This is a genomic window from Acidobacteriota bacterium (assembly GCA_034211275.1).
Classification (GTDB): domain Bacteria; phylum Acidobacteriota; class Thermoanaerobaculia; order Multivoradales; family JAHZIX01; genus JAGQSE01.
This window is the reverse complement of sequence record JAXHTF010000078.1, coordinates 1-26,395: the sequence shown is the minus strand read 5'-3', so window position 1 is coordinate 26,395 and position 26,395 is coordinate 1. Positions and strand designations below refer to the sequence as shown.

20 protein-coding genes and 4 tRNA genes are annotated in these 26,395 nt (G+C 66.9%); 8 read left to right on the top strand and 16 right to left on the bottom strand.

All coding sequences use genetic code 11. The features are described from left to right. Together SX243_13410 and SX243_13405 are read left to right on the top strand one after the other, a co-directional pair. A partial coding sequence (locus SX243_13410) for a hypothetical protein (GenBank protein ID MDY7093959.1) occupies nucleotides 1-902 on the top strand: 902 nt, incomplete at its 5' end. Between the two features lie 57 nt (nucleotides 903-959). Continuing rightward, nucleotides 960-1,649 carry a class I SAM-dependent methyltransferase gene (locus SX243_13405; protein ID MDY7093958.1) on the top strand — a complete coding sequence of 230 codons (690 nt, stop codon included), beginning with the start codon at nucleotides 960-962 and terminating at the stop codon, nucleotides 1,647-1,649. Nucleotides 1,650-1,679: 30 nt separating this feature from the next. Here SX243_13405 and SX243_13400 read toward each other — a convergent pair whose 3' ends face one another. Beyond that, nucleotides 1,680-3,614 carry a gamma-glutamyltransferase gene (locus tag SX243_13400; protein MDY7093957.1) on the bottom strand — a complete coding sequence of 645 codons (1,935 nt, stop codon included), beginning with the start codon at nucleotides 3,612-3,614 and terminating at the stop codon, nucleotides 1,680-1,682. A 169-nt stretch (nucleotides 3,615-3,783) separates the two neighbouring features. Here SX243_13400 and SX243_13395 point away from each other — a divergent pair, with 169 nt between their 5' ends. Continuing rightward, the gene (locus SX243_13395; protein ID MDY7093956.1) at nucleotides 3,784-4,077 is read left to right on the top strand and encodes a hypothetical protein; all 294 of its coding nucleotides are present in this window, start codon (nucleotides 3,784-3,786) and stop codon (nucleotides 4,075-4,077) included. 95 nt (nucleotides 4,078-4,172) lie between these two features. Here the strand turns inward: SX243_13395 and SX243_13390 are convergent, their stop codons facing one another. After that, nucleotides 4,173-5,111 (bottom strand): AraC family transcriptional regulator, encoded by a 939-nt coding sequence (locus SX243_13390; GenBank protein ID MDY7093955.1) that lies wholly within the window; start codon nucleotides 5,109-5,111, stop codon nucleotides 4,173-4,175. A 255-nt stretch (nucleotides 5,112-5,366) separates the two neighbouring features. Here SX243_13390 and SX243_13385 point away from each other — a divergent pair, with 255 nt between their 5' ends. Next, nucleotides 5,367-5,861 carry a YHS domain-containing (seleno)protein gene (locus tag SX243_13385; protein MDY7093954.1) on the top strand — a complete coding sequence of 165 codons (495 nt, stop codon included), beginning with the start codon at nucleotides 5,367-5,369 and terminating at the stop codon, nucleotides 5,859-5,861. A gap of 137 nt (nucleotides 5,862-5,998) precedes the next feature. Here the strand turns inward: SX243_13385 and ahcY are convergent, their stop codons facing one another. Together ahcY and SX243_13375 are read right to left on the bottom strand one after the other, a co-directional pair. Continuing rightward, complete coding sequence (ahcY, locus tag SX243_13380) at nucleotides 5,999-7,486, bottom strand: adenosylhomocysteinase (GenBank protein MDY7093953.1); 1,488 nt, start codon at nucleotides 7,484-7,486, stop codon at nucleotides 5,999-6,001. An 81-nt stretch (nucleotides 7,487-7,567) separates the two neighbouring features. Then, nucleotides 7,568-8,641, bottom strand: a complete 1,074-nt coding sequence (locus tag SX243_13375; GenBank protein ID MDY7093952.1) for a metalloregulator ArsR/SmtB family transcription factor — start codon at nucleotides 8,639-8,641, stop codon at nucleotides 7,568-7,570. A 150-nt stretch (nucleotides 8,642-8,791) separates the two neighbouring features. On the opposite strand from SX243_13375, the gene SX243_13370 reads away from it, so the two are divergent. After that, the gene (locus SX243_13370) at nucleotides 8,792-9,121 is read left to right on the top strand and encodes a killer suppression protein HigA (protein ID MDY7093951.1); all 330 of its coding nucleotides are present in this window, start codon (nucleotides 8,792-8,794) and stop codon (nucleotides 9,119-9,121) included. Beyond that, nucleotides 9,114-10,229: a HigA family addiction module antitoxin gene (locus SX243_13365; GenBank protein ID MDY7093950.1), complete on the top strand. Its 1,116-nt coding sequence runs from the start codon at nucleotides 9,114-9,116 to the stop codon at nucleotides 10,227-10,229. Before SX243_13370 ends, SX243_13365 begins: the two co-directional genes overlap by 8 nt. Before the next feature lie 18 nt (nucleotides 10,230-10,247). Here SX243_13365 and SX243_13360 read toward each other — a convergent pair whose 3' ends face one another. The 8 genes from SX243_13360 to SX243_13325 form a co-directional block, all read right to left on the bottom strand. Further along, complete coding sequence (locus SX243_13360) at nucleotides 10,248-12,125, bottom strand: sulfatase (protein MDY7093949.1); 1,878 nt, start codon at nucleotides 12,123-12,125, stop codon at nucleotides 10,248-10,250. A 28-nt stretch (nucleotides 12,126-12,153) separates the two neighbouring features. Continuing rightward, on the bottom strand, nucleotides 12,154-13,611 hold the full coding sequence (locus SX243_13355; protein ID MDY7093948.1) for a sugar transferase: 1,458 nt from the start codon (nucleotides 13,609-13,611) through the stop codon (nucleotides 12,154-12,156). A 276-nt stretch (nucleotides 13,612-13,887) separates the two neighbouring features. Continuing rightward, a complete protein-coding gene (locus SX243_13350) occupies nucleotides 13,888-15,063 on the bottom strand; it encodes a DUF1972 domain-containing protein (GenBank protein ID MDY7093947.1) in 1,176 nt (391 codons plus the stop codon). After that, complete coding sequence (locus SX243_13345) at nucleotides 15,060-16,112, bottom strand: glycosyltransferase family 2 protein (GenBank protein ID MDY7093946.1); 1,053 nt, start codon at nucleotides 16,110-16,112, stop codon at nucleotides 15,060-15,062. The genes SX243_13350 and SX243_13345 overlap by 4 nt, the downstream gene beginning before the upstream one ends. Beyond that, nucleotides 16,112-17,062, bottom strand: a complete 951-nt coding sequence (locus SX243_13340) for a glycosyltransferase family 2 protein (protein MDY7093945.1) — start codon at nucleotides 17,060-17,062, stop codon at nucleotides 16,112-16,114. Before SX243_13340 ends, SX243_13345 begins: the two co-directional genes overlap by 1 nt. Next, nucleotides 17,059-18,000 carry a glycosyltransferase family 2 protein gene (locus tag SX243_13335; GenBank protein ID MDY7093944.1) on the bottom strand — a complete coding sequence of 314 codons (942 nt, stop codon included), beginning with the start codon at nucleotides 17,998-18,000 and terminating at the stop codon, nucleotides 17,059-17,061. The genes SX243_13340 and SX243_13335 overlap by 4 nt, the downstream gene beginning before the upstream one ends. Nucleotides 18,001-18,041: 41 nt before the next feature. Further along, nucleotides 18,042-20,315: a hypothetical protein gene (locus tag SX243_13330; GenBank protein ID MDY7093943.1), complete on the bottom strand. Its 2,274-nt coding sequence runs from the start codon at nucleotides 20,313-20,315 to the stop codon at nucleotides 18,042-18,044. Next, the gene (locus tag SX243_13325; GenBank protein MDY7093942.1) at nucleotides 20,312-22,189 is read right to left on the bottom strand and encodes a hypothetical protein; all 1,878 of its coding nucleotides are present in this window, start codon (nucleotides 22,187-22,189) and stop codon (nucleotides 20,312-20,314) included. Before SX243_13325 ends, SX243_13330 begins: the two co-directional genes overlap by 4 nt. Before the next feature lie 108 nt (nucleotides 22,190-22,297). Between SX243_13325 and serS the strand changes: the two genes are divergently transcribed. Further along, the gene (gene serS, locus SX243_13320) at nucleotides 22,298-23,581 is read left to right on the top strand and encodes a serine--tRNA ligase (GenBank protein ID MDY7093941.1); all 1,284 of its coding nucleotides are present in this window, start codon (nucleotides 22,298-22,300) and stop codon (nucleotides 23,579-23,581) included. A 115-nt stretch (nucleotides 23,582-23,696) separates the two neighbouring features. Continuing rightward, nucleotides 23,697-23,786: transfer RNA gene (locus tag SX243_13315), tRNA-Ser, on the top strand. Nucleotides 23,787-23,940: 154 nt separating this feature from the next. Here the strand turns inward: SX243_13315 and SX243_13310 are convergent. The 4 genes from SX243_13310 to SX243_13295 form a co-directional block, all read right to left on the bottom strand. After that, a tRNA-Arg gene (locus SX243_13310) sits at nucleotides 23,941-24,017 on the bottom strand. Between the two features lie 86 nt (nucleotides 24,018-24,103). Beyond that, nucleotides 24,104-24,180: transfer RNA gene (locus tag SX243_13305), tRNA-Arg, on the bottom strand. Between the two features lie 72 nt (nucleotides 24,181-24,252). Next, nucleotides 24,253-24,326: transfer RNA gene (locus SX243_13300), tRNA-Pro, on the bottom strand. 150 nt (nucleotides 24,327-24,476) lie between these two features. Then, nucleotides 24,477-26,288 carry a TonB-dependent receptor gene (locus SX243_13295; protein ID MDY7093940.1) on the bottom strand — a complete coding sequence of 604 codons (1,812 nt, stop codon included), beginning with the start codon at nucleotides 26,286-26,288 and terminating at the stop codon, nucleotides 24,477-24,479. Nucleotides 26,289-26,395: the final 107 nt, after the last annotated feature.

Below are 26,395 nucleotides of genomic sequence, written 5' to 3'. Positions count from 1 at the left end.
CCCAGCTGGAATGTACCGCCCAATATGGCGGCGGGCTGTATTTTGCCGCCGCCGATGCCACCGAGCTGGCAGAGGCCTTCCGACAGGTGGTGGAGGAGCCGCCGCTCCCGGACAACCGGCTGGAGATCAAGACCACCGCCAACGGGGAGCTGGCCGATGCCCTGGTCAAGGTGATCGACACCACCACCGGCGAGACCGTGGCCGCCGGGCGCACCTACACCAACAGCGACACCAATCCGCGGTTGCTGCCCCTGGCCCCAGGGGTCTATGACGTCGAGGTCAGCGCCGTGCAGCTCAAGAGCGCTCCCGCCCACGTCATCAAAGACCTGCGGATCTCCGACGAGATCGTGCAGCGCGAAGTGGACTTCAGCTCCGGCGAGCTGGCGATCCGAGTGACCCGCAACGGCCAGCTCTCCGACGCCGCGATCCAGATTTTCCCCGCCGGAGAGTCCTCGCCGGCCGCCGCCGGCCGCTCCTACACCAGCCCCAACTCCAACCCCAAGGTCTTCGAGCTGCCCCCGGGGACCTACGATGTGGAGATCCTCAGCCGCGAGCTGGCGAGCCGACCCAAGGCGCGGCTGGAGGGGGTCGCGGTGGGCGGCTCCGCCCGGGTCGAGCGGAGTCATGAGTTCCGCTCCGGTCTGCTGGCGGTGAAGGTGCTGGCGGGAGAGGAGCTGGTGGACGCCATCCTGCAGGTGCGCGGCACCGGCGGCGGCAAGCCCATCGCATCCGGCCGCACCTACCAGAGCGCCGATACCAACCCTCGGCTCTTCGAGCTCGAGCCGGGGCAATATCGGATCCAGATTCGGCCCATCGATTCCGAAAAGTTCAGTCAGCGAGAGCTGAGCGTCACGGTGACCCAAGGCGAGACGACTCGAGCGGAGGCCAACCTCGGGGGTTGATGGCAGTCCATGGCGAATCCTCTGGACTCTGCCGGTAGAAGCGCTACCATGAGACTCATGAAGCACTCTGCCCCCTCGCCCCGCCCACCGGCTCGAATTCTCTTCGTCCGGCAGCTTCGTGCGACCTTCACCCTGCCCACGGTGCTGGCCGTGGCGGCGGTGCTGGCGCTAGGGTCCGGCTGCGGCAGCTTGCAGGCGGAAAGCGGCGACGCCGAGGAGGCTCAGCGCATTGCCGAGGTCTTGCAGCTGGCCCCGGGCATGACGGTGGCGGACGTGGGCGCGGGGGACGGGGAGTGGACCACCCCCATGGCGCGCCAGGTAGGTGAAGAGGGGATGGTGTGGGCGACGGAAGTGGATCCGGAGGAGCTCGAGAAGATCCGCCAGCGCATCGAGGACGAGCAAATCACCAACGTGCGCGTCGTGGAAGGCGATCAGGAAACCCTGGGCCTGCCGGAAGGCTGCTGCGACGCCATCCTCCTGCGCATGGTCTACCATCACTTCGAGGACCCTTCCACGCTACGCCCCCAGCTCTACCAGGCCCTGCGCCCCGGCGGCCGCATCGCCATCATCGACATCCAGCCTCAGGAACATTGGCGCGAGCTGCCCAACGTCCCCGAGCGCGGCGGCCACGGGATTCCCCCGAATGACCTGGTCGAGGAGATGACCGCTTCCGGCTTCCGCTTCCTCGAACGCCACGATCAATGGGACGGCGACGAGGACCGCTACTGCGCCGTCTTCGAGCGCTGAGGCTCGTAGCCCCAGCTCACCAAGCTCCCCCTACCACGCGACCCCATAATCCTCGCCGAAATCGCTGGCGCCACCCCAGAAGGTGCCGTGCTCCAGGTCGATCTCCAGGGCGGTGATGGGGCCGGAGGTGCGCGAGCGGGTCTCGACGCGATAGCCCATCTCCCGCAGGCGGGCGCGCACCCACGGCGGCACATCCTCCCGCACGACCAGGCGCCCGGGCTCGGAGCGGTGGTCGCCGAAGGAGCTCTGCATCTGGTAGCTGGTGATGTTGGCCGCCTCTGCCGCCTGCTGCACGTTCATCCCGAACTCCACCACGTTGAGGAAGAACTGCAACAGGTTCTGGTCCTGGGTGTCGCCCCCCTGCACCGCGAAGGCCAAGTAGGGCTTGCCTTCCTTGAGCGCCAGCCCTGGGGTCAGGGTCGCCCGCGGCCGCTTGCCCGGCGCCACCACATTGAAAGGATTGAGACGCTCGTCGAGAACGAAGCTCTGCATGCGCTGGGACAGCCCGATGCCCGTCTCCCCGGCGATGAAGGCCGGGATCCAGCCACCGCTGGGGGTGATGGAGACCACCCAACCCTCGGCATCGGTGGCCACCATGGAGGTGGTGCCGGCACGGAAGGCCTCCTCGGGAGTCATGGAAGAGCCCGGGATGGTCAGCGAGCTCTGCTGCCAGCCTTCCTCCCCCTCCGCATCCCCCGCCGGCGGGATCGGCGTCCACTGGTCGAGCAGATCCGAGAAGGGATTCTCCCCACCCTGGAACGGATAGGGATCGCCGGGATGGGCGTCGGGGTCGTTCTGCTTCCAGTCGATCTGTTCGAAGCGCTGCCGCGCGTACTCCTTGGACAGCAACCCCTCGATGGGCTCCTCCGGCGGCGTGTAGGGGTCACCGTAGTAGAAGTCGCGGTCGGCGAAGGCGAGATTCATCGCCTGATAGATCGCGTGGATGTAGGCGGCGCTGTTGTAGCCCAGCTGGGCGACGTCCAGGTTCTCCAGGATGTTCAACGCCTGGAGCATCGCCGGCCCCTGCACCCAATGGGTGAGCTTGTAGACGTCGATGCCCCGGTAGTTGGTGGTCACCGGCTCCTCAATGTAGACCTGCCAGCGGTCCAGATCTTCGAGGGTGATGAGCCCTCCCGCCTCCTGGGTGGCGCGCACCAGCTCCTGGGCAATATCGCCGCGGTAGAAGCGGTCGTAGGCGGCGTAGATGGCCTGCTTGCGATTCTTGCCCGCCGCCAACGCCCGGCGCTCCGTCTGCACCAGCTTTTCCAGCGTGGCCAGCAGATCCGGCTGGCGGAAGATTTCCCCGGGGTAGGGCGCCGCCCGCTCTTGGGAGTCGTCGTCCTTCAGATGCGGCAGAAAGACCTCGCGGGAGGCGGGCCATTGGCTCAGGATCTCCTTGCGCCGCTCCATGTTGTTGGCCTGGGAGGCCTCGATGGGGTAGCCCGCCGCCATCTCCATGGCCGGCGCCAGCACCTGTTCCAGGCTCATGCTGCCGTACTCCGCCAGCATCACCATCAGCCCCCCGGGGGTCCCCGGCGTCACCGCCGCCAGCGGCCCAAACTCCGGCGGATAGCGCATCCCTCGGGAGCGAAAGAACTCTGCCGTCGCCCCGGTGGGCGCCACCCCCAAGGCGTTGATACCCTTCACCTCGCCGGTGTGGGGGTTGTAGATCAACGCCTGGGTCTCACCGCCCCAGCCCAGGGTGTCCCACATGGTCGCCGTGGCGGCGAGCATGGCGCAGGACGCATCCACCGCATTGCCGCCGCGGGTAAAGGTCATCGCCCCCGCCGTCGCCGCCAGCGGCTTGCCGGTGATGGCCATCCAATGCTGGCCGTGGAGCACCGGTTTGGCGGTGCGTTGGGCCTGAGCCTCCTCGAGGCTTCCAGGAAGCACTCCCAGCAGGGCTGCTAGCAAGAAAAGGATGCTGAGGAAGGGAAGGGAACGGGACAGGGCGAGACGAATCATGGGAGGCCTCCTCTTCGGCCCGGCGGGCCGCGGCAATTGCTGGGGACGAGCCATTATCCCTCGCCTCACTCCCGCGCCGAAGCCTCGCCCCGGAACCCAGAGAGTTGGAGGGCGGGCTTTCGCGGTGAAGCTCCGGTGAGACTCCCCGTTTCTAGGAGAGAATGAAGCCATGCTGCATCGAGCTCGCCGGCAACGCCCCCTGCTCCTCGGCCTCGCCTTGGCTTTCGCCGCCTCCATCATCGTGGCTGTCATCGCCACCGTCATCGACTGGTGGAAGAATCCCAGCGGCCTCTTCCACGGGCCGGAGGGCACGCAGTGGCGAATCGTCTTCGACACGTTCCTCAGCTGGTGGATTCCCGGCTTTCTCTATCTCTTGGTCGTAGTCATCGCCGTCTGGCTCCTGGGGCGGGCGGTGAGCTGGGCGAGGAGGGGGAGAACCAAGGCTCCGGAAAACGGGGACTGAGGCTAGCTCGTCCCCTCCGCCCGCTCCCAGCGCGACGGATCCGGAACTTCGAGATCGGTTTTGATCCCCTCGAGAGGATGGGAGGACGAGGCTCCTCAACCAGCGGCAGCGGCTGACCCCGCCGGCAGCCCCCGCCGGAACGCCCCCGGGCTGGTGCCGGTGAGCTGCTTGAATTTGCGCGAGAAGGCCGCCTCGGAACGATAGCCGACCTGATCGGCGACGGCACCGATACTCTCACCGGCCTTGAGCAATTTGGCGGCCTGGCGCATGCGCTGATCGGTGAGGTACTTCATCGGCGTCAGGCCCACCAGCTCGGCGAAGGTGAGAGCAAAGGCCGTGCGGGACATCCCCGCCTCCTGGGCCAGCTCCTCCAGCGTCCAGGAATGCTCGAGGTGGGTGTGCATGGCGTGGAGAGCCCGGCTCAAGCGATCGTCGGTGAGGCCAGCGAGGATCGGCAGTGCCTGCGGCTCGGTTTCGGCGAAGTGGCGCATCACCTGCACGAAGAGAACCTCTGACAGGCGGCGGGCGATGGCATCGCTGCCGGCCCGACGGGAATGGGTTTCCTCGCCGATGAACTGCATCACCTGGTCGATCCAGCGAAAATTGTAGGTCGGCGTCGCCTGGACGTGGACCAAGGCCGGCAATCCCACCAGCAGCGGGTGGGTCGCCTCCTGATCGAACTCGAAATGGCCACAGACCAGCCGGCACCTCTCGCCACCGCCGCCCCAACGGAACATCCCCTCCTCCTCGAAGCGGCTCGCCGCCAGAGCTTGGCCCAGCTCTACCGGCGGAGTCCCGGGATCGTCGAGCAGGGCATGAGCGGCGCCATGGGGCACCAAGACCAGGTCACCGCGGCTCAGGCTGGCCCGCTGGTTCCCCACGGTCAGGTAACAGCTCCCTTCCACCACGACATGGAAGCGGCAGACGTTGGTGTTGGCGGCGACCTGAAGCGCCCAAGGCGCGGTGTACTCGGTGGCGAAGTAGAGACTGCCTCGCATCTCCACGCTATCGAGAATCTGGCTCAGTACGTCCATGCTCGACATGGTAATACGAGCAGCCCGCTGATCCGGCTTGCTGAACGAATGAGCAGAAGACTCGGACGAATCGACAGAAAAGATCCCGCACCCCTCCACCACTGAACGAATGAGCAGAAGTTGCGAGGGCGTGGGCATTCCCGTAGTCGGGCCCCGAAGTCATCATCGTTCAGGTCGCGGGTCGGTGAGAACCTGCCTGCGAATCCGAATGAAACGCAAGACATAGTGAAACGCAAAAACAGCCAGGAGAAATCCATGATCCGCAAGACCCAGCCCCTAGTCCTCCTCCTCGCCCTGCTGCTGACGGCCGTCAGCGTCACGGGTACCGCCACCGCTACCGAAGCCATCAACACGTCCGTGGGGCTCACCGCCGCCGGCGGACCCCTGGCCATCCACGGCTACGACCCGGTGGCCTACTTCACCGATGGACAAGCCCGCCGCGGCCGCGCTGATCTGTCCACGGTGTGGAACGGTGCCGCCTACCGCTTCAGCAGCGAGACAAACCTCCAAGCCTTCCGCAAAGCGCCGGCGAAGTACGCGCCCCAGTTCGGCGGCTTCTGCGCCTATGGGGTCGCGGTAGGAAAGAAGTTCGACGGCGATCCGGAGCTCTTCCGCATCGTTGACGGCAAGCTCTACTTCAACCTCAACCCGGAGATCGTCAAGGTCTGGGAGAAGGATCTGGAGAAGAACATCACCAAGGGCGATCAGCAGTGGCGGGTGATCCGCAACAAGCCCGCCGAAGACCTCTGAACGGGCCTGAAAGCGAGCGAGACGACAAAAAGGCCGGCGCCCCCAAGCGGGGTGCCGGCCTTTTTTCATCCGCTGAAGCCCGATAGAGCCGAGCTCAGCTGCGGGCCCATCAGTACCGCCCAATCAGTACCGCCCAATCAGTACCGATAGTGCTCGGGCTTGTAGGGACCCTCCACCGGCACGCCGATGTATTCGGCCTGCTCGGAGCTGAGCTTGGTGAGCTTGACGCCGAGCTTGTCGAGGTGCAGGCGGGCGACTTCCTCGTCGAGCTGCTTGGGCAGCATGTAGACCTGCTTCTCGTAGCTGTCGCCGTTGACCCACAGCTCCATCTGCGCCAGCACCTGGTTGGTGAAGGACGCGGACATCACGAAGCTCGGGTGGCCAGTGGCGCAGCCGAGGTTGAGCAGACGGCCCTCGGCGAGCATCAGCACGCTGTGGCCGTCGGCGAAGCGGAACTCGTCGTATTGCGGCTTGATGTTGATGCGCTCGACGTCGTCGCGCTTCTTCAGGCCGGCGAGGTCGATCTCGTTGTCGAAGTGACCGATGTTGCCGACGATGGCCTGGTTCTTCATCCGCGCCATGTGGTCGGCGGTGATGATGTCCTTGTTGCCGGTGGTGGTGATGAAGATGTCGGCGGTCTCCACTACGTCCTCGAGGGTGGTGACCTGGAAGCCCTCCATCGCCGCCTGCAGCGCACAGATGGGATCGATCTCGGTGACGATCACCCGGGCGCCCTGACCCTTGAGGGCCTGAGCGCAGCCCTTGCCTACCTCACCGAAGCCGCAGACCACCGCGACCTTGGCGCTGAGCATCACGTCCGTGGCGCGGTTCAGGCCGTCGATGAGGGAGTGACGGCAGCCGTAGATGTTGTCGAACTTGCTCTTGGTCACCGAATCATTGACGTTGATGGCGGGGAAGAGCAAGGTCTCCTCCTTGGCCATCTGGTAGAGGCGATGAACACCGGTGGTGGTCTCCTCGCTGACGCCCTTCAGACCCTCGGCGATGGCGGTCCAGCGGCCGGGGTTGGCGGCCAGCTCGGAGCGCAGGGTGTCGAGGATGACGCCCCACTCCTCGGGCTCCTTCTCAGCGTCGAACTCCGGCACGGCGCCGGCGAGCTCGTACTCCCGCGCCTTGTGCACGAAGAGGGTGGCGTCACCGCCGTCGTCGACGATGAGGTCCGGGCCGCTGCCGTCGGGCCACATCAGAGCTTCCTTGGTGCACCACCAATACTCTTCCAGAGTCTCGCCCTTCCAGGCGAAGACCGGCACGCCCTTGGGAGCACCGACGCTACCGCCGGTCTCCGGGCGGCCCACCACCACCGCCGCGGCGGCATGGTCCTGGGTCGAGAAGATGTTGCAGGAAACCCAGCGCACGTCGGCGCCGAGGTCGGTGAGGGTTTCGATGAGCACGGCGGTCTGCACCGTCATGTGCAGACTGCCCATGACCTTGGCGCCCTTGAGGGGCTTGGTGTCGCCGTACTTCTCGCGCAGGGCCATCAGCCCCGGCATCTCGTGCTCGGCCAGCTCGATCTCTTTGCGGCCGGATTCGGCGAGGGAAAGGTCGGCGACCTTGTACGGCAGGCGCGCCTGGTCGGTAGCGGCTTGGGTCTCGGTCAATACGGTCATGGAAAGCTCCTTCTGGTTCAACGGGCACGGGGCCCGGTCGGTCTTGAGAGTTAGGTCTTGAAAGTCGGAAGATGCGAAGAATCACTGCGAGTCGTCTACTGCCGGAAAGTCTGTGGATGGGTCACCCGGTGATGGTTCCAGAGGCCGGCGGGCGACGGCGGTGAAGAGCGCCGGGCCTCGAGCCTCGGGATCCGTCGGCAAAGCGTGGAGCCTCGGAGCCTCCAAGCCCGCTCCTTCGAGCCAGCCAAGGAGCTGCTCCTCCTCGAAGCCCAACCAGACGTGGCCCATCTGCTGGCGATACTCCTCGTGGTCGTGGCTGAGCATGTCTACTACCAGCAGCCGGCCACCGGGCTTCAGAGTGCGCACCGCCTGTCGCAGGCTGCGCAAGGGCTCCGGCAGATGGTGCAGCACCAGCACCAGCAGCGCCACGTCGAGGGTCTCGTCGTCCACCGGTAAGGATTCGATGCTGCCGCGGCGCAGCTCGACGTTGGGATACTGCGCCAGCCGGCCCTCGGCGGCCTCGAGCATGGCGTCGGAATCGTCCACCGCTACCAGATGGCGCACGAAAGGCGCCAGGGCCGCCGCCAGCTGGCCGGTGCCGCAGCCGAGATCCGCCACGGTCCAGGCGGGATCGAGGAGGGGCAGCAGGGCGTGGAGGTCGAAGCGACGGCCGAAGAGCTCCTCCCGCAGCTGCGCCCACTGGCCGGCGGCGGAGGAGAAGAACTCCTGGGACTTGGTGCGCCGCTCCGCCAGCACCCGCTCCAGCCGCCGCCGATCTTGAGTCACCGCGGGACCCTCGGCCACCTCTTCGCGAACCAAGAGCCACAGTCGCCGGGCGTCTTCTTCCCAGCTCTCCCGCCGGGTGCCGTAGCGCCGGCTGGTGCCGTCCCGATAGGCCCCCACCCAGTCGCCGTCGGCCAGGACTTTGAGATGCCGGCTGGCGGTGGACTGGGGCAGCTGGAGCACGGTGCACAGCTCCGACACGGTGAGCTCATGATCCTCCAGCGCCAACAGGAGTCGGCACCGAATCGGATCGGCGAGCACCGACATGCGGTCAAAGACCTGGGGCCGTGCCGGCGGCGGCGCTTTTGCCGCAGCCTTTGCGCTGGTCCTTTCTGGGGCGCGGGTCTTTTCTTGGGTGAGCGCCGCAGTCATCAATCCGTCCATCCGGATGCAATGATATCGAATGAACAGGCGAAGTCAAGCCGTGTTCGCTGGACCGCGTTCTAGGGCGCTTGGTTCACAACGGGGCGCTCGACCAAACATGTTCACCAGGTCGGTGTATACTTATAACGAGGCACGCCAATGGAGATTCTCTTCGCCGACAAGAATCTACGGCGCCTGTGCGAAGAGGAACGGCGCGCCAAGCGCTCTCTGGGCCAGGCGGGAGCCCGGAAACTGCGAGCCAGATTGGCCGATTTGATGGCCGCATCGACGGTTCGAGATCTGGTGGCCGGCCGGCCCCATGCGCTCAAAGGAGACCGCTCCGGCCATTTCGCCATCGACCTCGACCGGGGACGCCGCCTGGTCTTCGAACCGGGGAACGAGCCCACACCACGCTCTTCGGACGGTGGCATCCTCTGGTCGGAGGTGACCGTCGTCCGCATCCTATTCATAGGGGACTACCATGACTGAGACACAGGCCTTCCGTCCTGATTGGGTCTCCCATCCCGGAGAAACCATCGAGGATCTTCTCGAAGAACGCGAATGGACTCAGGCGGAGCTAGCTCGCAGAACCGGTTTCACCCGCAAACACGTGAATGAGCTGGTCAAGGGCAACGCCGGCATCTCGTCGGACGCTGCCCTCCGGCTCGAATCGGTTCTGGGCTCGAGTGCAGAGTTCTGGATGCAACGAGACTCCCAATATCGCGAGGCGATGCAACGCCGACAGCATCTGGACCGGCTGAAGGCGGATGCGGAATGGCTCGAAACACTACCCATCGGGGACATGACTCGCCGTGGCTGGATTCAGCGTCGGCGCAACAAGGCCGAGCAAGTCGCCGAATGCCTGAAATTCTTCGGAGTAGCCTCCGTCACCGCCTGGCGCAAACAATATGAGAAGCCCCTGGTGGCCTTCCGCGCTTCGAAGGCCTTCGACCACAGCGTGGGGGCCATCGCGGCCTGGGTACGGCAGGCGGAACGACAGGCGCAGGAAATTTTCTGCGAGCCCTATGACACCAATTCCTTCAAGAGCACTCTCCAGCGGCTGCGCCGCCTGACGGAAGATGCCGACCCCAAGAGCTTCGTACCAACCCTGGTCGACCTATGCGCCGCCTGCGGCGTGGCGGTGGTCTTCGTTCCGACCCCAAAAGGCTGCCCGGCCAGCGGCGCCACCCGATGGTTGAGCCCTCACAAGGCCCTTCTGGTTCTCAGCCTACGGCACAAGAGCAACGACCACCTTTGGTTCACGTTTTTTCACGAAGCAGGACATCTGGTGCTGCACAGCAAGAAGCTGCAGTTCATCGACTTCGAGGACGGCTCCGAAGACCAGCGCGAGCAGGAGGCGGACCGATTCGCCCGAGATCTGCTCATCCCACTGTCAGCGACCCAAGAGCTCGAAAAGCTCGCGGCGGGGGGCAGGGTCTCCAAGGCACAGGTCCTGAGCTTTGCCCGCCGCTGGCAGGTCGCCCCGGGGATCGTCGTGGGGAGGATGCAGAAAGAAGGGTGGCTTCCGTGGTCTCACCTCAACGGCCTGAAGGTCCGCTACTCCTGGGCCGGAGCGACTGAGCGACTGAGCACCTGAGCGCCTGAACAAGAGCCCTCAGCCGCTGTCGCCCAAATAACCCAACGACCGCAACCGCTCCCGCTCCTCGGGGGTCAGGCCTTCTTGCTCGCTCCGGCGGCGGAGGTCGCCGGCGGCGTCGAGGCGGCGTTGGGAGTCGCGGCGGTAGTTTTGGAGCAGCTGGCCCAGGTGGCGGATGTGCTCGGGGTGCTGGGCCGCCAGGTCGTGCTCTTCTGCAGGGTCGGTGGCGAGGTCAAAGAGCGACCAGCGGTCCGCCTGCGGATCGTAGACCCCCTTGAGGTTCTCCTGCACCACGATCGACCACTGGATGCCCGCAAAGGCGGGACGGTCTGGGCGGCGGCGGTGGAGGGGGACGCCGGAGAGATCGTCGTGAGGTAGGCCGAGGGCGTCGAGGATCGTCGGCACCACGTCGAGGGCGCTGGAGACCTGGTCCCGGCGCACGCCGGCATGGCCTCCGCCGGGCCATTTGATGATCAGCGGCACCCGCAGCACCTCGTTCCACGGATTGCCGTGAAGCACCCGCCCTTGTTCCAGCAGCGACTCACCATGATCGCTGGTGACCACGATGAGCAGATCGTCGTAGATCCCCAGGGCTCGCAGATGATCCAACAGCTGGCCCACCTCGGCATCCATGGCCGTCACCCCGGCACCGTAGAGAGCCGGCAAGGCCTCGTCCTCCCGCTGCCGCGGCCGCATGCGCCCGTCGCTCATGCGCGCCAGCCGGGCGGAGCCGCAGAAACCCCGAGTACACCCGTAATCATAGAGCCCCCAACGCTGGGCCACGGTCTCGCGGCTGATGCCCGGGGCTTCGTAGGGCAGCCGGTGAAAGTCGGAGTGGGGCTCGAAGGTGTGCAGGAAGAAGAAGAACGGCTGAGAACGGTGCAGGGTGATCCAATTCGCCGTCTCCCGCACCGCCTGGTCGAGCCCCCAACGGCGGGACTCGTATTGCTCGAAGCCGCGGCCGAAGCCGAAGCGGGGATCGAGCCAAACGCAGTCGTAGGTCAGCCCGCGGGTTGCGAAGCCGGCGGCCCGGAGCCGTTCCGCCAGGGTCGGCACCCGTGGGTCCAGCTCGCCCTCCTTGCCACCGTAGATCTGCGGCGGGTAGCCGGTCAGGAGCGTCGCGTGGGACGGTTTGGTCCAGGTGGCGGCGGCGTAGTGAGGAGTCCACAGCTCCCCCTCCCGCGCCAGCCGGTCGAGGTGCGGCGTCTCCCACGGCCCGCCGAGGATGCTAAGCCCGTCCTCCCGCAGGGTGTCGAGGGAAAGAAAGAGCACCTGGGGCGGAGCGCCCTCGTCGGCCGCCTCCTCCTCGCCGAATGCCGGCACCGGAGCCAAATATTCGAGATAGAGATCTGAGAGATTGAGCTTTCTCTCGGCCGGCAGACGCACCGTGAGGGTCATGGCCGGCTCGGCGCCCTGGGGCGGCGTCAGCACCCAATCCCGCTGCCACCAAGCGGGGTCAGCGTTCAGGTCCACCAGGTCGTGCTCTTCGGGAGCCGACCGCCACGACGACGCGACTGTGAGGGTCGCAGCTCCGGCTCCATCGCCCTCCACCGGCGCGGAGATCCTCCACGGGCCGCCTTCCAGATCTTGATCCTGCGAGGGGTGGGAAAGGCATCCGGAGACGCGAAGCTGGAAAGCCGCCGCATCCCCCACGGCCCGGTCCGCAGGCAGCGGAAGCACCAGCTGGGCTCCGTCCTCCAACACCCAGCCGTAGCGGGTCTCGTCCCCGCAGTAGACGGTGGTGGGGAGCTCGGCGGCGCCGGAAACCCGCGCCGCCTCCGGATGGGTGACAAAGTCTTCGAAGACGGGGAAGCGCTCCGGCTCCGGCCCCCGGCAGGCCGGGAGAAGGAGGAGCAGAAGCGCTAGGAAGGTCGGAGCACAGAGCTGTTGGAGCACAGGGCCGTCGGAAGACAGAGCCGCCGAATTACGAGGCACCGCGGCCACTGAGCACCACCGGAATCGTCTTCGCCAGGATCTTCAGGTCCAGCAGCGGCGACCAGCTGTCGATGTATTCCAGGTCGAGCTCGATCCAGCGGTTGAAGTCGATCTCGTTGCGGCCGCTGATCTGCCACAGGCAGGTGAGCCCCGGCTTCATGGACAGCCGCCGGCGCTGCCAGGGCTTGTATTGGGCCACCTCTTCGGGGATCGGCGGCCGGGGGCCCACCAGGCTCATGTCACCGCGCAGCACATTCCACAGCTGGGGCAATTCGTCGAGACTGAACTTGCGCAGGAATCGCCCCACCGGACCGGTGATGCGGGGATCCTGGGCCGCCTTGAACACCGGTCCCTCATGACGGTTGAGGTGCATCAGCTCTCCCCGGCGCTGCTCCGCGTCCTCCACCATGGTGCGGAATTTGTACAGGGTGAACATGCGACCGTTGAGCCCGCAGCGGGTCTGGCGGAAGAGCACCTGTCCGCCGGAGGTGATCTTGATGGCCAGGGCGATGAGCAGCACCACCGGCATCCCCAAGGCCAAGAGCAGCACCGAGACGCTGACATCCACCGCCCGCTTGAGGGCCAGCTGGAGGTGGTTGGTGGGGGTGGTGGAGAACGTCAGCAGGGGCAGGCCGTCGAGCTCCTCCAGCTGCACGCTGCCCCGGGTGTGGGGGAAGAAGTTGAGGGCGAAGCGCACCCGGATCCCACGCTCCTCCAGCTGCAGGAAGATGTCCTCCATGCGGTCCAGGTCCCGGCGGTGGACGGCGAAGACCACATCATCCACCGGGTTGGTGTCGACGATGGCGGTGATGTTGTCGAGGTCGCCGAGCACTGGGTAATGCTCCGGCAGCACCGGCGAGACCTCGCCGCCGTAGGTTACGAAGCCGAGCACCCGGAAGCCCCAATACCTGTGAGCGTCGACGGATTCCGCAATGTCGATGGCGGTCTGGTTGGTGCCGACGAGGAGCACGGTGCGGTAGTTGAAGCCCTTGCTGCGCACGTAGCGCGAGGTGACGCGTACGAAAAGCTTTTCGACCAGCAGCAGCAGGCAGGCGAGGACACCGAAGAGGCTGAGCCAGGTGCGGCTGAGCTCGTCTTGGCCGAGGAGCAGCTCGTCCACCCGCGAGGCGTAGAGCACCAGGGTGAAGATCACCAGGCCCCAGACGCAGACGCGGATGATGGCCAGCGCCTCCTCGAGGATGGGCACCGTGCGGTGGGAGCGGTAGCGGCCGGAGGAGAGGAGCAGCACCCCCCAGATGAGCAAGGCCAAGGGCAGGAAAGGAAGGTAGTCCTCTAGAGGATAGAGGCGGCTCTCGAAGAGCGCCGGCGCCCACCGCGGCAGTACGGCGCTGCGCAGCCAATAGGCAAGGAAAAAGGCGCTGGTGACCAAGAGGAGGTCGGCGGAGAAGATGGTCAGCGCGATCAGGCGCGCTCTTTCCTTCAACATTTCGGAGAGGCCTTCAACATCTTCGGAGGGCTTTCAACATGTTCGGGGGGATCTCTTTCTCAGAAGGAAGCGCAGAAAATGCACCGGACTCTTCGCTTTATGGCTCGTTGACATATTTTACGTGAGCCAGCCTGTTTCTGTCCATTCTCGAGCGCAATGGGCTTCCTGACACCGCCCCAACCCCGCCCTCGTGGGAGTCGATCCACACCTCAGCCTTGCTCCCAGATCGGCTCACAGACTTGCTCTCACAGGAAGGATTCCGCCGGCGGAAGGTCGTCAGTTGCCGCGGCTTTTGGTAGCGCGGTTCGACATGGAGAGAAACATCGACTCGTAGCGCCGGCAGACGCCGCCCCAAGAATACAACTCCTGAGCCCGTTTGGCAGCATGCAAGCCCCGCTCCCGCGCTTCCTCGGCATTCTCCGCCAGCCGCGACAGGTGTCGAGCCAGAGTTTCCGGCTCTGCGGCGCGGAAATAGAGCGCCTCCGGACCCGCCACTTCGCGGTTCTCCGGCGTGTCGTTGACCACCGGACAGCAGCCGTAGCCCATGGCCTCTACCAGCGCCGGATGAGTCCCCCCCACTTCGGTGGCGTGGATGTAGGCCCGGGCGTGACCTAGGAGCTCACGATAGCCGGCCCCGTAGATCGGGCCGGGGAAGAGAATCCGCGGATCGGCGTCGCGGGTGAAGCCATCGATGAAGCGGCGGGCGTAGGGCGCTCCGCCCACCATCGCCAAGGGCAGCTCACCGGTCACCGAGCGGTAGGCCTCGGCCACCCGGTGGGGATTGTTCTCCGGCTCGAATCGGCTGACATAGAGAAAATAGCGCTGGTCCTCGAGACCGAGGCGAGGCAAAACCTCCGGCTCCTCCGGCACATCCGGTTCGACCCCGTAGGTGATCACCGTCGACTCGGCTCCATAGCGCGAGAGGTAGTGCTGGCGGATCACCTCGGCGTCGGTGACCAAGACCGTCGGTAGCCAGGTCGCCAGCCGCTCCGAGACCGCATAGACCATGCGCCCGGGCCAGCCCCACTTGGCCCGCCGCTTCTCGATGCCGTCCACGTGCAGCGCCACCGGCGTGCCGGTCCAGCGCAGCAGGGGCACGAAGAGAGCGTTGGCGGAATTGACGATGAGCACCGCATCGAACCGCCGGAAGATGGCATGGAGACAAGAAAGCAAGGTGTGCACCGGGGTATCGAAGTACTTGGTGCGCAGGGTCGGCAACACCACCAGCTTCGCCCCGCGATGCTCCCGCAGGCCCTTGGGGGTGAAGTGGGAGCGGCAATACACCGTCACCTCGTGTCCCGCTTCCACCAATCGCACCGCCAGCTCCTCCATCAAAGTCTCGTAGCCACCGTAGCGGCCGGGGATACCGCGACTCCCCAGCAGTGCAACCCGCAACGGCGGGGAATCTTGCGCCGGTCTCTTGGCTGAAGAGGCGCCGGAGGCGGAGGTCATAGCGGCTCTCCGGAGGTATGAAACCAGCGATCGATGGAGGCAGATCCGACCTTGCGGCGGCGCTGGATATGCCGTCGGCGCTGGGCGATGCGGCGGCGATGGCGCCACAGCCAGCGGTAAGCCTCGAAGGAGGAGCGCTCCCGCAGCAGGACATAGCCGAGGGCCAGGATGTCCCGCAACAGGGTCGGCAGTAGGGTGAGAAGCAAGTTGCGGCCGGTCTGGTGGTAGCAGCGCAGAAGGTAGCGGTTCTTCAGCGAATGGTAGTTGACCATGGCGGGCATGGCACTACGCCGTTCGGGCAGGTTCCAGCGTTTGTGCACCGCCACCGCCGTGGGCTCGTAGAGGATTTCCCAGCCGCGCTCCCGCAGCCGAAAGCTGAGCTCCGCGTCTTCCCGAAAGGAGTGGAAGGCGGCATCGAAGACCTCGCCGTCTACCGCCGCGTCTTCGAGGGCGGCGCGGCGATAGAGAGTGGCGGCACCGGTGGCGCCAAAGACCTTCTCGGGCTCGGCGAATTGCCCCCGATCCACCTCCCCGGAACCGCGATCCAGATGTCGCCAGGTGGGGATCAGGCGCATGCCGCAGGCGTCCAGCCGCCGGGGCTCCCCCGGTTGTTCCGGTCGCAGCAGGCGGCCGGTGACCGCGCCGGCATCGGGATGAGTTTCGAGCCTCGCCAACAGCCGCTGAACAAAACCCGGCCGCGGCCGCGCGTCGGCGTTGAGGCTGAGCACGAAGGGGGCGGCGGTCTCCGCCAGTGCTCGATTCATGCCGCCGGCGAAGCCCAAATTCTCCTCCAGTGCCACCACCCGGAAGCTGGTTCCGGCGCCCTCTTCACCACGAAAGTCGACCGCCAATCCCCGGGACACCGCCACCGAATCGTCGGCGCTGGCGCAGTCCACCACCGTGATTTCCGCCACCGGCGGCGTCAGCGCCCGCAGGCTGGCGACGCACTCGGGCAGGTCGGCAGCGGCACCGTAGGTGACGATGCACACCGCCACCGGCGCGGGAGCCGGTGCCGGGCGAGGCTGCGAAGGAGAGCGATCTCGGGCCATCACCTTCGAGGAGGCCGGCATTCCCTGGCCAGACGCCGGGGCCGGCGCCAGCCGCTCACCGCCCCGAGCATCACCGCTCCCAGACCGGCGGCAGCCTGACTCCTGCTGGTGCTGCGCCGCGGGCGCCGAAGGGGAAGGAGCAGCATCCGCAGAGCCATCCCCGCCAGCAGCGCCGGCACCGCCGCCAGCGCCCAGCTGCGGCCGTAGTGCAGCCGCAGATAGCGCACCAGGTTGCGGTAGTAGACCCATAGGAACGGACCATACCCCAAACGGGGCACCGACGCCCCCAGCCCGTGGCGGAAGCGCGCCGACGGCCAGTAGCGCAACGTCTCCCCCCGATCCCGCAGCCGCCGAGCCAGGTCCACATCCTCAAACCACGCCGGATAGAAACCCTCGTCCATGCCTCCCAGAGCCTGCAGCGTGTCGGTCCGCAGGGCCAGGGCGGCGGCGGCGGGTTGCTCGACCTGAGCACCGGCGGGTGGCTCAGTGGCCGGCCCGGCTCCGGCGGGGAGCAGGAGTGCCTGCTGGAGCAGCGTCCACGGCGAGGGTAGCGGCCGCAGCTGCCATCGGTGCTGACTTTGCCCATCGTCTCCCAGCAGCTTGGGGGCCAGACCGGCGGCGTCGGGAAACTGCTCGAAACCCGTGAGGAGCGCCTCCAAAGCGCCCTTCTCGGGCTCGGCGTCGGGGTTCAAAATCAGCACGATCTCCCCCCGGGCCTCTTCCAACCCGCGGTTGACGCCGCCAGCGAAGCCCCGATTGCGGCTTCCACCCTCGGAGCCGGACACCACCCGCCCCCTTCCTTCCGGCAACCCCTCTCGGGAGCCGTTGTCGACGATCAGCAGCTCGAAGCGCGGATCGTCCGGCCAGGCCTCCCGGAGCCGAGCCAGCAGCTCCTCGTTGTGCCAATGGACGACGATCCCCGTGAGGGCGATGCTCACCCCGCCGCTCACGAAGCCGCGTCCTGGGATGGACCCTCGTGCCAGCGGCCCAGCAATTCGCCGGGGGGCAGCTGCGCCGGCCCCCGGTGGAGGAATTCCGGCACGAGGCGAACCGCCCTCCCCACCCCGACCAGGAGCGCACCGGCCTTCGCCTCCTGGCCGCGCAGAACGAAGCGCAGCAAATCGAGACCGTCGCGCAGCACGAAACGCGGCAGGTGCAGCCAGAAGGAGCGTCCGAGGACCCTCGCCAGCACCGCATAGCGATTGCGGTAGACCAGCTCCAGGCGATCAGCACCGCCGGTGGCGGAGCCCTTGTGGCGAGCCAACGCTCCCGGCACCAGGAGAGCGTGAAAGCCCGCGGCGCGCAGGCGGCAGGCCAGGTCGACGTCCTCGTAGTAAGAGCCTAACCGGCGATCGAAGACACCGTCCTCGCCGGCCACCGCTTCCAGAGCCTGGCGCCGGAAGAGTACGGCGGTGGCGGAGGCACCGAAGATCCGCCGCGGCGTTCCGCCGGAGAGCACGTCCTCCGGACGCTGGCCGTGCCCCAACTGCACCGCCTGCCCCCAACGGTTGAACGCCAGACCGGCGCCGTCCACCCGCTTGGCATCGTCCCACCGCAGCACCACCCCTTGGGCTGCGCCAGCGGCCGGATCCTGCTCCAGCGCCCGCGCCAGTCCTCGGCACCAGCCCGGCTGCACCACCAGATCGTCGTTGACCGTTCCCACCAGCTCCCCGGCGGCGGCCTCCAAACCGTGGTTGACCCCGCCGGTAAAGCCTAGGTTGGAGCCCGGACGCAGATGCCGCACCGCCAGCTCCGAAGGTAGTGCCAGAGGCTCCGGCGCCTGATCCACCACCAGAATCTCCAGAGCCTCCCCACCGTCCCTACGCAGCGCTTCCAGGCAGGGCAGCAGCAGAGGGCTGGCGCCCACCGTCGGCACTACAATGCTCAAGGTTGGGATGCTCAAGGTTGGGATGCTCAGGGGCGGAGTGCTCAAGGGGAACTCCCTCCCCGTCGGAGCGGCAAGGCCGAGTTCCAGAGCAGCTCGACCCGGTCCAGCACCAGGCCGTTCGGCAGCGGAGCGGGAGTAGATTCCGGCGGAGCCGCCGCGCCGCGCACGGTGAGGTTCAGGGCCTCACCCCGGGGCCAGGCGTAGGGACCGAGCTGCACCGCGCCCCACTGTCGGTCACCCCCCGGCCCCCAAACGGTGAGCAGCTTCTCTCCCGCCCGGATCTCCAGATTCAGTGACCCCGGATGGTTGCGGATGGGCTGACCGTGGATCACCAACGTCACCGCCTCGCCGCCCGGCACCACCGGAGCACTGAGGCTCTCTCCGGGCCGCAACGTCCAACCGCCGCGCCAGCGCGTACGCTCGATGGACCAGCGGGACGGATGGGGATGACCGCCCCGATGGAGGACCTGGGCGTCCTCCACCTCCACCACATGAGTAGGCCAGCGGGCCGCCGCCACCGGCACGAGAGCAAACGCGCCGAGGACCAACGCCACCGCCAGCGCGCGGGCCGCCCCCAACCGCCGCGGCCGGTGGCGGGGGAACCACCAGAGGAGCGCCGCTGCTGCAGTGAGCAGCGGCGGCCACAGCCAGGTCGCCAACCGCGGGCGCACCGAGCTGGGGAAGAAGCGGGCCACGTCGCTGCCGGTCATGCGAGCGAGATGATCGAGGAGGTAGGTGCGGCCATCGGCGAAATTGTAGGTCCACCCCGGCACCGCCAGCCACAGCACCGTCGCCGCCGTCGTAAGCACCGCCAGCGCCGCCAGCAGCCCCCGAGCTCCGGCGCTGCGCCGCCGGGCGAGGAGGGGAATCAACGCCAGCGCCAGTAAAGGCAGCATGAAGAGGCCATAGCGGAAGGGCGGCGACCATCCGCCGTACCACTCGCCCCGGGGAGTCACCACCAGCAAGAAGGGCAGGGCGGTGATGACCAGATCGCGGCCCAGGATCTCTCGCCGCCGCGCCAGCCAAATGACCGCCGGCACCACCAGCAGCCAGATCGGCGCCGCCCAGAACAGGCCGAAGGCCGAGTCGAAGAAGAGCCCCAAAGCTCCTTCGAGGTAGTCGGCGCCATGGCGCTCGTGGAGCGCCAGCTCCTCCACGGTGTGGATCTTCAGCGGGTTGCCGAAACGTTGTTGGTTGAACCACAGAATCGCCAGCCCCACCACCCCCAGGAGAATCCCCAGCGGCACCAGCCGCTTGCGCAAGCCCCTGCCGTAGAGCCAGGCCAGGAGCAACAGCGGCAGCGCCAGAAGCATGAAGCGGATCTTCAAGATCGGCAGCAGCACCAGCGGTAGGGCGATGCCCAAGGCCAGCTCCCACGCACCGGGCTTGCGATGGCGCAGCTGCAGAATGCGGTCGAGGGCGACCGCCGCCAGCAGCGCCGCCGGCACCTCCGCCCACACCTGGGAGGAGTAGAGGAGCAGCGGTGGCGTCAACGCCAGCAGCGCCCACGCCACCAGCGCCGGACCGGGCTGCTGAGGAAAATACGCCGCCGCCAGCCGCAGGGCGAGCCACGCCAGCAGCGCGGTGAGGGCCGCCATCATCACCAACGCCCCCGCCTTCCCCGCCACCCGATAGGCCGGGGCCAGGGCCAGCGGCAGCAGCTCGTTGTGACGCGAGTAAAGCTCGCCGCCGGGCCCCACGGGATCCCCGAATTGGGGCTCGAGGGGCCGCTCCATGAACGCCCGCCAGCTCTCCTCCGCATAGTCGTTGGTGAGATCCGCGTCGAGGTCGTAGGCCAGGCTGTGGGTGACCAGCAGATAGAAGGGCTCGTCGCCGTCGGGCTGGCGCTGGCCGGTGGTCCACGGGGCCAGGGCCAGATACACCGCCAGCGGCAGCCAGAAGAAGAGAGCGGAAGGGCGAGCCGGCAGGCTGTGGCCCAGGAGCGGCCGGAAAGCCAGCACCTGGCGATACGTCCAGTGGCCGAGGAGCAACACCCCGGCTGCCGCCAACACCGGAGCATCGAGGGGAAGATCAAGGGCGCCCCGCCCCAGGATCAGCAGCGCCAGCACTGCGGCGCCGGCTGCATGAGTCGCGCGCAGGCGGCTAGACAAGCGCCGGGCGCCCTGCAAAACGCCCCAGCGATGGATCCACGCGAGGGCCAACACCACCAGCGGCAGCGCCAGCAGGGTGGTGCGCAAGGGATCCTCCCTACCGGAAGGCTCGGAGGAGATCTTCGCCACCACGCCGGTCGCCAGGGCTGCGAGCACCAGCTCCCCCGCCGCCCGGACCAGGTGTGCTGCTCTACCCTCCATCACGGTCTCAGCTCCACGCGAAAGAGGTGAATCTGGACCTCCGGCGGCAGCTCCGGATCCCGCAGGACCGAGACCCGCCGCACCGGCTGCGGCGGATCGATCGTCCACGTCCCACGATACCGCTGGGCCAGAAAGCCTCCCTCGGGAGCCACAGAGGTCACGAAGGGCTTCGGCGCCGGAACTCCGGCGGTGGTCAAATCCCTCCGCCCCGCGGCCCACTCCGCGGTACCTTGCCCCACGGTGAGGTACCACTCGCTGCGGGTGCCGTCGAGATGAAAACACCGGACCAGCGCCACTTCCGTACCCGCCGGCAGCTCGGCGGCGAAGGAGAGATTCGATTCCACCATCAGGGCACTAGCCTCCCGAGGCTCGAGGTCGGTCCCCCAGTTGGGGTGGCGCTGATCGAGCACCTGGGTCGGCGCAGGCAGCAGGCTGATGCCCGGCTGCGGACGGCTCAACAGGAAGCACAGACCGAGAAAGACCACCGGAGCCACAACGGTCGCCGGCACCAGCCAACGCCCCGACCGCCGAGGCTTCCGCCGTCTTGCCAACACGATGAGACCAACGACCACCAAGAGCGCCAGGAGCAGCTTCCCGAAGGCAGCGATGGCCGACCCGAGGTGAAGCCCATCGAGAACCGCTGGCAACGCCGGCTCCCGCAGCCAGGGATAGGCGGCGAGAAGAGCTGTCACGAGGAGGAGCACTGCGGACCACCGTCGCTGAAACTCCGCGCCCAACCCGCTGGGCGAGAGCAGGAGGGAAACGGGAACCGCAATGATGACCAGAGGCGCCGCGCCGGCCACCCACAACGACGCGCCAGCAGCTAGCAGGACGATCTCCACGCCGCCACGCCGCGCCATCTCGATCCCCTGGGGCAGGACGAAGAGCAACAAGAAGATCGATCCCCAGTGGGCTTCGAGAGGCTCTGGATTCGGCCCCAGGAACCACAGCGCCGCCAGCAAGGGGAGAGCCGCCAGGGCGATCACTCCGAGGCGGAGCTTCGGGTCGAGCTCTTGGAGGCGCGGGCGCAGGGCGGCGAGAACCAGCACGGCCAACACCAACAAAGCCTCCGCGGGCTCCCAACCGGCAAGGAGCGCGGCTCCCCCTAAGGCGACTAGCCCAGCCGCGAGCCCCCACTGCTCGGCCCAGCCGCCGGCCACCCAGCTCCTGGCCGCCCCATCCGACCGTTCCTCGCTCCTTGGACCGCTCTGCCCTCGCTGAGGAGCAAGGCGCAGCCCGGCTTCCACCGCCAGCAGGGTCAGGCTCAGAGCGACGGTCCAGGCGCCGCCGAAGATCAACCCGCAGGCCACCGCCAGCAGCACCGAGAGCGGCGGATACCTACGCGCCAGCAGCCAAGCTCCCACGGCCCCCACCACCGGCAGCACGAGCAGGCTCACCGCTGCCGATCCTCCCCAGCGATCCGCCAGCAGTAGCTCGCCGCGCATCAACACCTGGGTGCCCAACGCCGCCGCCAACCACCAGCTCAGCGGCGGGCGGCCTTCGCGGGCTTTCCATCCGGCAGCGCCGGCCAGTGCCAGAGCCGCCAGCAGCAAGGCGCTCACCACCGTCCCGCGCAGAGCCCCCTGGGGCAGCACCGCCACCGCCAGAACGCCGAACACAGCGGCAGTGGGGAGTAGCGGAACCCGGGGCCGCAAGCCGCCCTCCCGCTCCAAGACCGCGGCACACACCAGCACCGCCCCCAACAACCACGCCAAGAATCGCCCCTCCGCAGCAGCGGACGGGTCGACCTGGTGCGCGCTGAGGCTCCATGCAGCGGCGAAGCCGGCCAGGGGGGGCAGAAAGCGTGTAACGGCGGTATCTCCCGTTGGGTCTTGCTCGGGACCGAGAGAAAGCGATGAATCGCGGAGCGTCTTCAAGGGCTCCTGTGGACCGATGAGCAGTGATTCTATCGTCCTTCTCGGTCTACGGTCGCCGGCCACAGCGCGTTGACGCTCCCCAGGGCTGAAGATAGACTCCCCGCCGTCATGCTTTCCCGAGACCTCTTGCGCAACGACTCCGACGAGCTGCGGCAGAACCTCTCCAGCCGCGGCGTGGACCTCTCCGACCTGGACCGCTGGCAACAGCTGGACGCCAAGCGGCGCTCCGGACTGGTGGAACTGGAAGACCTCAAGCGCCAGCGCAACGAGGCGAGCAAAGCCATCGGAATGATCAAGCGGGAGGGCGGCGACGCCACCGCGGAGATCGCCGCCGTGGGGGAGCTCAAGGCCCAGATCGAAAGCCTGGAGTCCAGCGCCGGCGACATCGACGCCGAGCTGGAGGCCCTCGCCGCCGCTTTTCCCAACGTGGCCCACGAGAGCGTCCCCCGCGGCGCCGACGAGAGCGCCAACCGCGAGGAAGCGGTGGTGGGGAAAGTGCCGAGCTTCGACTTCGAGCCCCAAGCCCATTGGGATTTGGGCCCGGAGCTGGGCATCCTCGACTTCGAGCGCGGTGCCAAGGTCACCGGCGCCCGCTTCACCGCCTACTTCGGCGCCGGCGCCCGGCTGGAGCGCGCGCTGATCTCCTTCATGCTCGATCTGCACACCCGCGAGCATGGCTACGAAGAGGTCCTGCCGCCGTTCATCGTCAACAGCGACTCCCTCTTCGGCAGCGGCCAGCTGCCCAAATTCGCCGAGGATCTCTTCCACCTGGAGGGAACGGATTACTACCTCGGCCCCACGGCGGAGGTCGCCCTGTGCAACCTGCACCGCGGCGAGACCCTGGACGAGGCCCAGCTGCCCATCCGCTACGCCGCCTACACGCCGTGCTTCCGCAGCGAGGCCGGTTCCTACGGCAAAGATGTCCGCGGCCTGATCCGCCAGCACCAATTCAACAAGGTGGAGCTGGTCCAGATCACTACGCCGGAGACCAGTTGGGACGCCCACGAAGAGCTCACCGGCCACGCCGGCCGCGTTCTGGAGCTGCTCGGGCTGCCGTACCGCAAGGTTTGCCTGTCCACCGGCGATATGGGCTTCTCCGTCGCCAAGACCTACGACCTGGAGGTCTGGCTGCCGGGGCAGAATGCCTACCGCGAGATCTCCTCGTGCTCCAACTGCACCGACTTCCAGGCCCGCCGCGCCAACCTTCGCTACCGCCCCGCCGAGGGCGGCAAGGTCCGCCTGGCTCACACTCTGAACGGCTCCGGCCTCGCCGTCGGCCGCACCCTCATCGCGATCCTCGAGAACTACCAGCAGGCGGACGGCTCCGTCCTCGTCCCCGAGGTCCTGCGCCCCTACATGGGCGGCCTCGAGCGCATCACCGCCCGTTCCTGAGATCTCCCGACGGCGATTCCAACCAGCCACCGCCCGGATCCGCTAAACTCATCGGTCTCACGCCCCGGCCAACCGGGGCCCGACCTCGCGGCTCCACCCCCGGAGCCCACCCCGCGGAGGGGTGGCAGAGTGGTCGAATGCAGCGGTCTTGAAAACCGCCGTCGGTTCACGCCGACCGTGGGTTCGAATCCCACCCCCTCCGCCAATCGTTTCAAGCACTTACAGCCTGTTTCTCCGGTCGACTGGAGAGCTCTGAGGGGCTCATTCTCCGGCCCGTGGCACACTGGTGGCACAGTTGTCCCTAGAGACGGCATCGAACCATGCGATCTACGGCAAGTTGTAGAGGAAAAGGGAAGGACTGGTGCACCCGAGAGGATTCGAACCTCTGACCTACGGCTCCGGAGGCCGTCGCTCTATCCAGCTGAGCTACGGGTGCTCAAAAATCTGTGCGCTGTCTGCGGGGCCAGAACCGGTAGGGGGTCGCGTGGATCACGCTCTCCTGCCAAGCATGGGCCGGGGAAATGGCCTGCCTGGAGGGATTCGAACCCCCGACCCGCGGCTTAGAAGGCCGCCGCTCTATCCAACTGAGCTACAGGCAGTAGTCGGCGCCGTGCTCGATCTGAGCCTGCCGGAGCTCTGGACTTCCGAACCTCGCGACGGCGAGGTCTGAATCGGGGCGCTCAGATTTGAACTGAGGACCCCCTGCTCCCAAAGCAGGTGCGCTGCCAGACTGCGCCACGCCCCGAAAAAGCGCCGCGTGAGTGTAAGCCAGCGCAGACGTGGTGTCAATTCACCAACGTCTTCGGAGCAGCCCACTGAAAAGACCCAGGAAAACTCGAGCCCCGAGGATCACCGGCGTCGGCGATCCTCGGGGTGGCTCTTGGCAGCTGGCGTTTTACCAGCTGAAGGAGACGTGGCCCAGAGCCCGACGCTCGATGAGATCGCCGCCGAAGATCTGGTAGTGCTCCTCGTCGAAGAGGTTGCTGACGTTGACGCCGACCTCGATGTTGTCGGTGATCTGGTAGTTGACGTTGAGGTCCACCAGATCGTAGGACGGCACCGGACCGGAGAAGACGCCGGCGTTCCAGTCGTAGCTGTCGCTGTGGCGGTACTTCACCGAGCCGTTCCACTTGCCACCGATATAGGTCAGGCCGAGGCCGTATTTGTTCTCCGGCGCGTTGGGCAGCAGCGGATCCTCGACGATCTGCTCGGTGATGTCGAAGTCGAACCACGAGTAGTTGGCGTCCAGCAGCCACTCGTCGGTGATGTAGTAGCTGAGGCCGATCTCGATGCCCTGGGTATCCACCTCACCGAAGTTGGTGTAGGAGAGCGCCGCCAGCAGCGCCGTCTGGTCCAACGGATTGTTGGAGAGCAGCGCGTAAGACGGGCCGAGGGCTCCCTGAAGGGTCGCCAGGAGGATCGACGCGAAAGGCTCGGGGATCCCCGCCGGCGCCTGGTAGGGGCCGAAGTTGGGATTGATCCGACCGAGGCTGGCGTTCACCGGGGTGATCAGGTCGGTGATGAAGTTCTCCAGCTGGTTGTTGTAGTAGTCGACGGTGAGGAAGGCCTTGCGATTGATGATGCCGGAGTAGCCGACCTCATAGCTCTTGACCTCCTCGACCTCGAGGCTCGGGTTGCCCAGCGCCATCACCGGGATGCGATCGAAGCCGCAGGTGACGCCGAAGGGCGCGCAGAAGCCGGCCTCCAGAGGCGCGGTGGCGGTGATCGGGGCCGCCACCTGCACGGCGAGGAAGAACTCGGAGTAGTTGGGCGTCTGGAACGCCTCACCGTAGTTCACCCGCAACGTGTGGTTGGGGTTGATGGAGTAGACCAACGCCACCCGCGGGGAGAACTGGCTGTCGTTGAGGGAGCTGTCATCGTAGCGAGCCGCCAGCACGCCCTTGAGCTTGTCGCTGAAGTCGTACTCGACCTGCCCGAAGACACCGCTGAAGTCCGCTTCCACCGGCTCGAACATCAGGGTCTGGAAGCCCTGGGGATTGACCGAGTCGATGTTCTCCTCGCTGTAGGAGGCGCCGCCGATGAGCTGACCTCTGCCACCGCCGAAGCCGACGTTGCCCTGGACCTCGATGAGGGTGCGGTCCGAGTCCAGGTACAGGGGCACGCCGGAGCTCAGGGAACGCTGGTCATCGCCGTCACGCTCGGTGCGGTGGGCAAGAACGTTCCAGTGCTGGGTATTGAAGTTGGCCCGAACGTAGGGCCGCTCCACATCCACGCCCTGAACGCGGCCGATGCCGGTGACCTGAAGGGGGCCTTCGGAAACACCGTTGCCCGCTTCGAGGGTGAAGGACGGGCCGCTGTCGAAGAACTTATCCAGCCGCAGGCTGCCGTAATAGAGGGTGTTGTCCTCGAGCACGAGGGGAACGACCTCGGGACCCAGGCCGTCGTACTCCTGGGTGACGTTGCGGGAGCGGGAGAAGTCGTCACCCTCCAAGTAGCCACCGGAGATGCGGCCGAACCAGCCGGCACCGAGACCGCCGCCGAGACGAAGGTCGACCCGCCGGGTGTCGAGGTCACCGCCGGAGAGCTTGATCTGGCCGCCGGAGGCGTCGCGAGCGTTGCGGGTCACCATGTTGATGACGCCGTTGAAGGCATCGGCGCCATAGAGGGCGGAGCCGGGACCGCGCACCAGCTCCAGGCTCTCCAGCTCGTCGAGAGCGAAGGGCAGAGTGGACCCTGATCGTTGCATAAACCCACCCCAGATCAAGCAGCTTCAAGCTGCCCGAGATACTCCACAAAATCCTCTTGGACAGCCGGCCCCACGCCCAGCGTCAGCGTCAGGACTCCTTGAGGCCA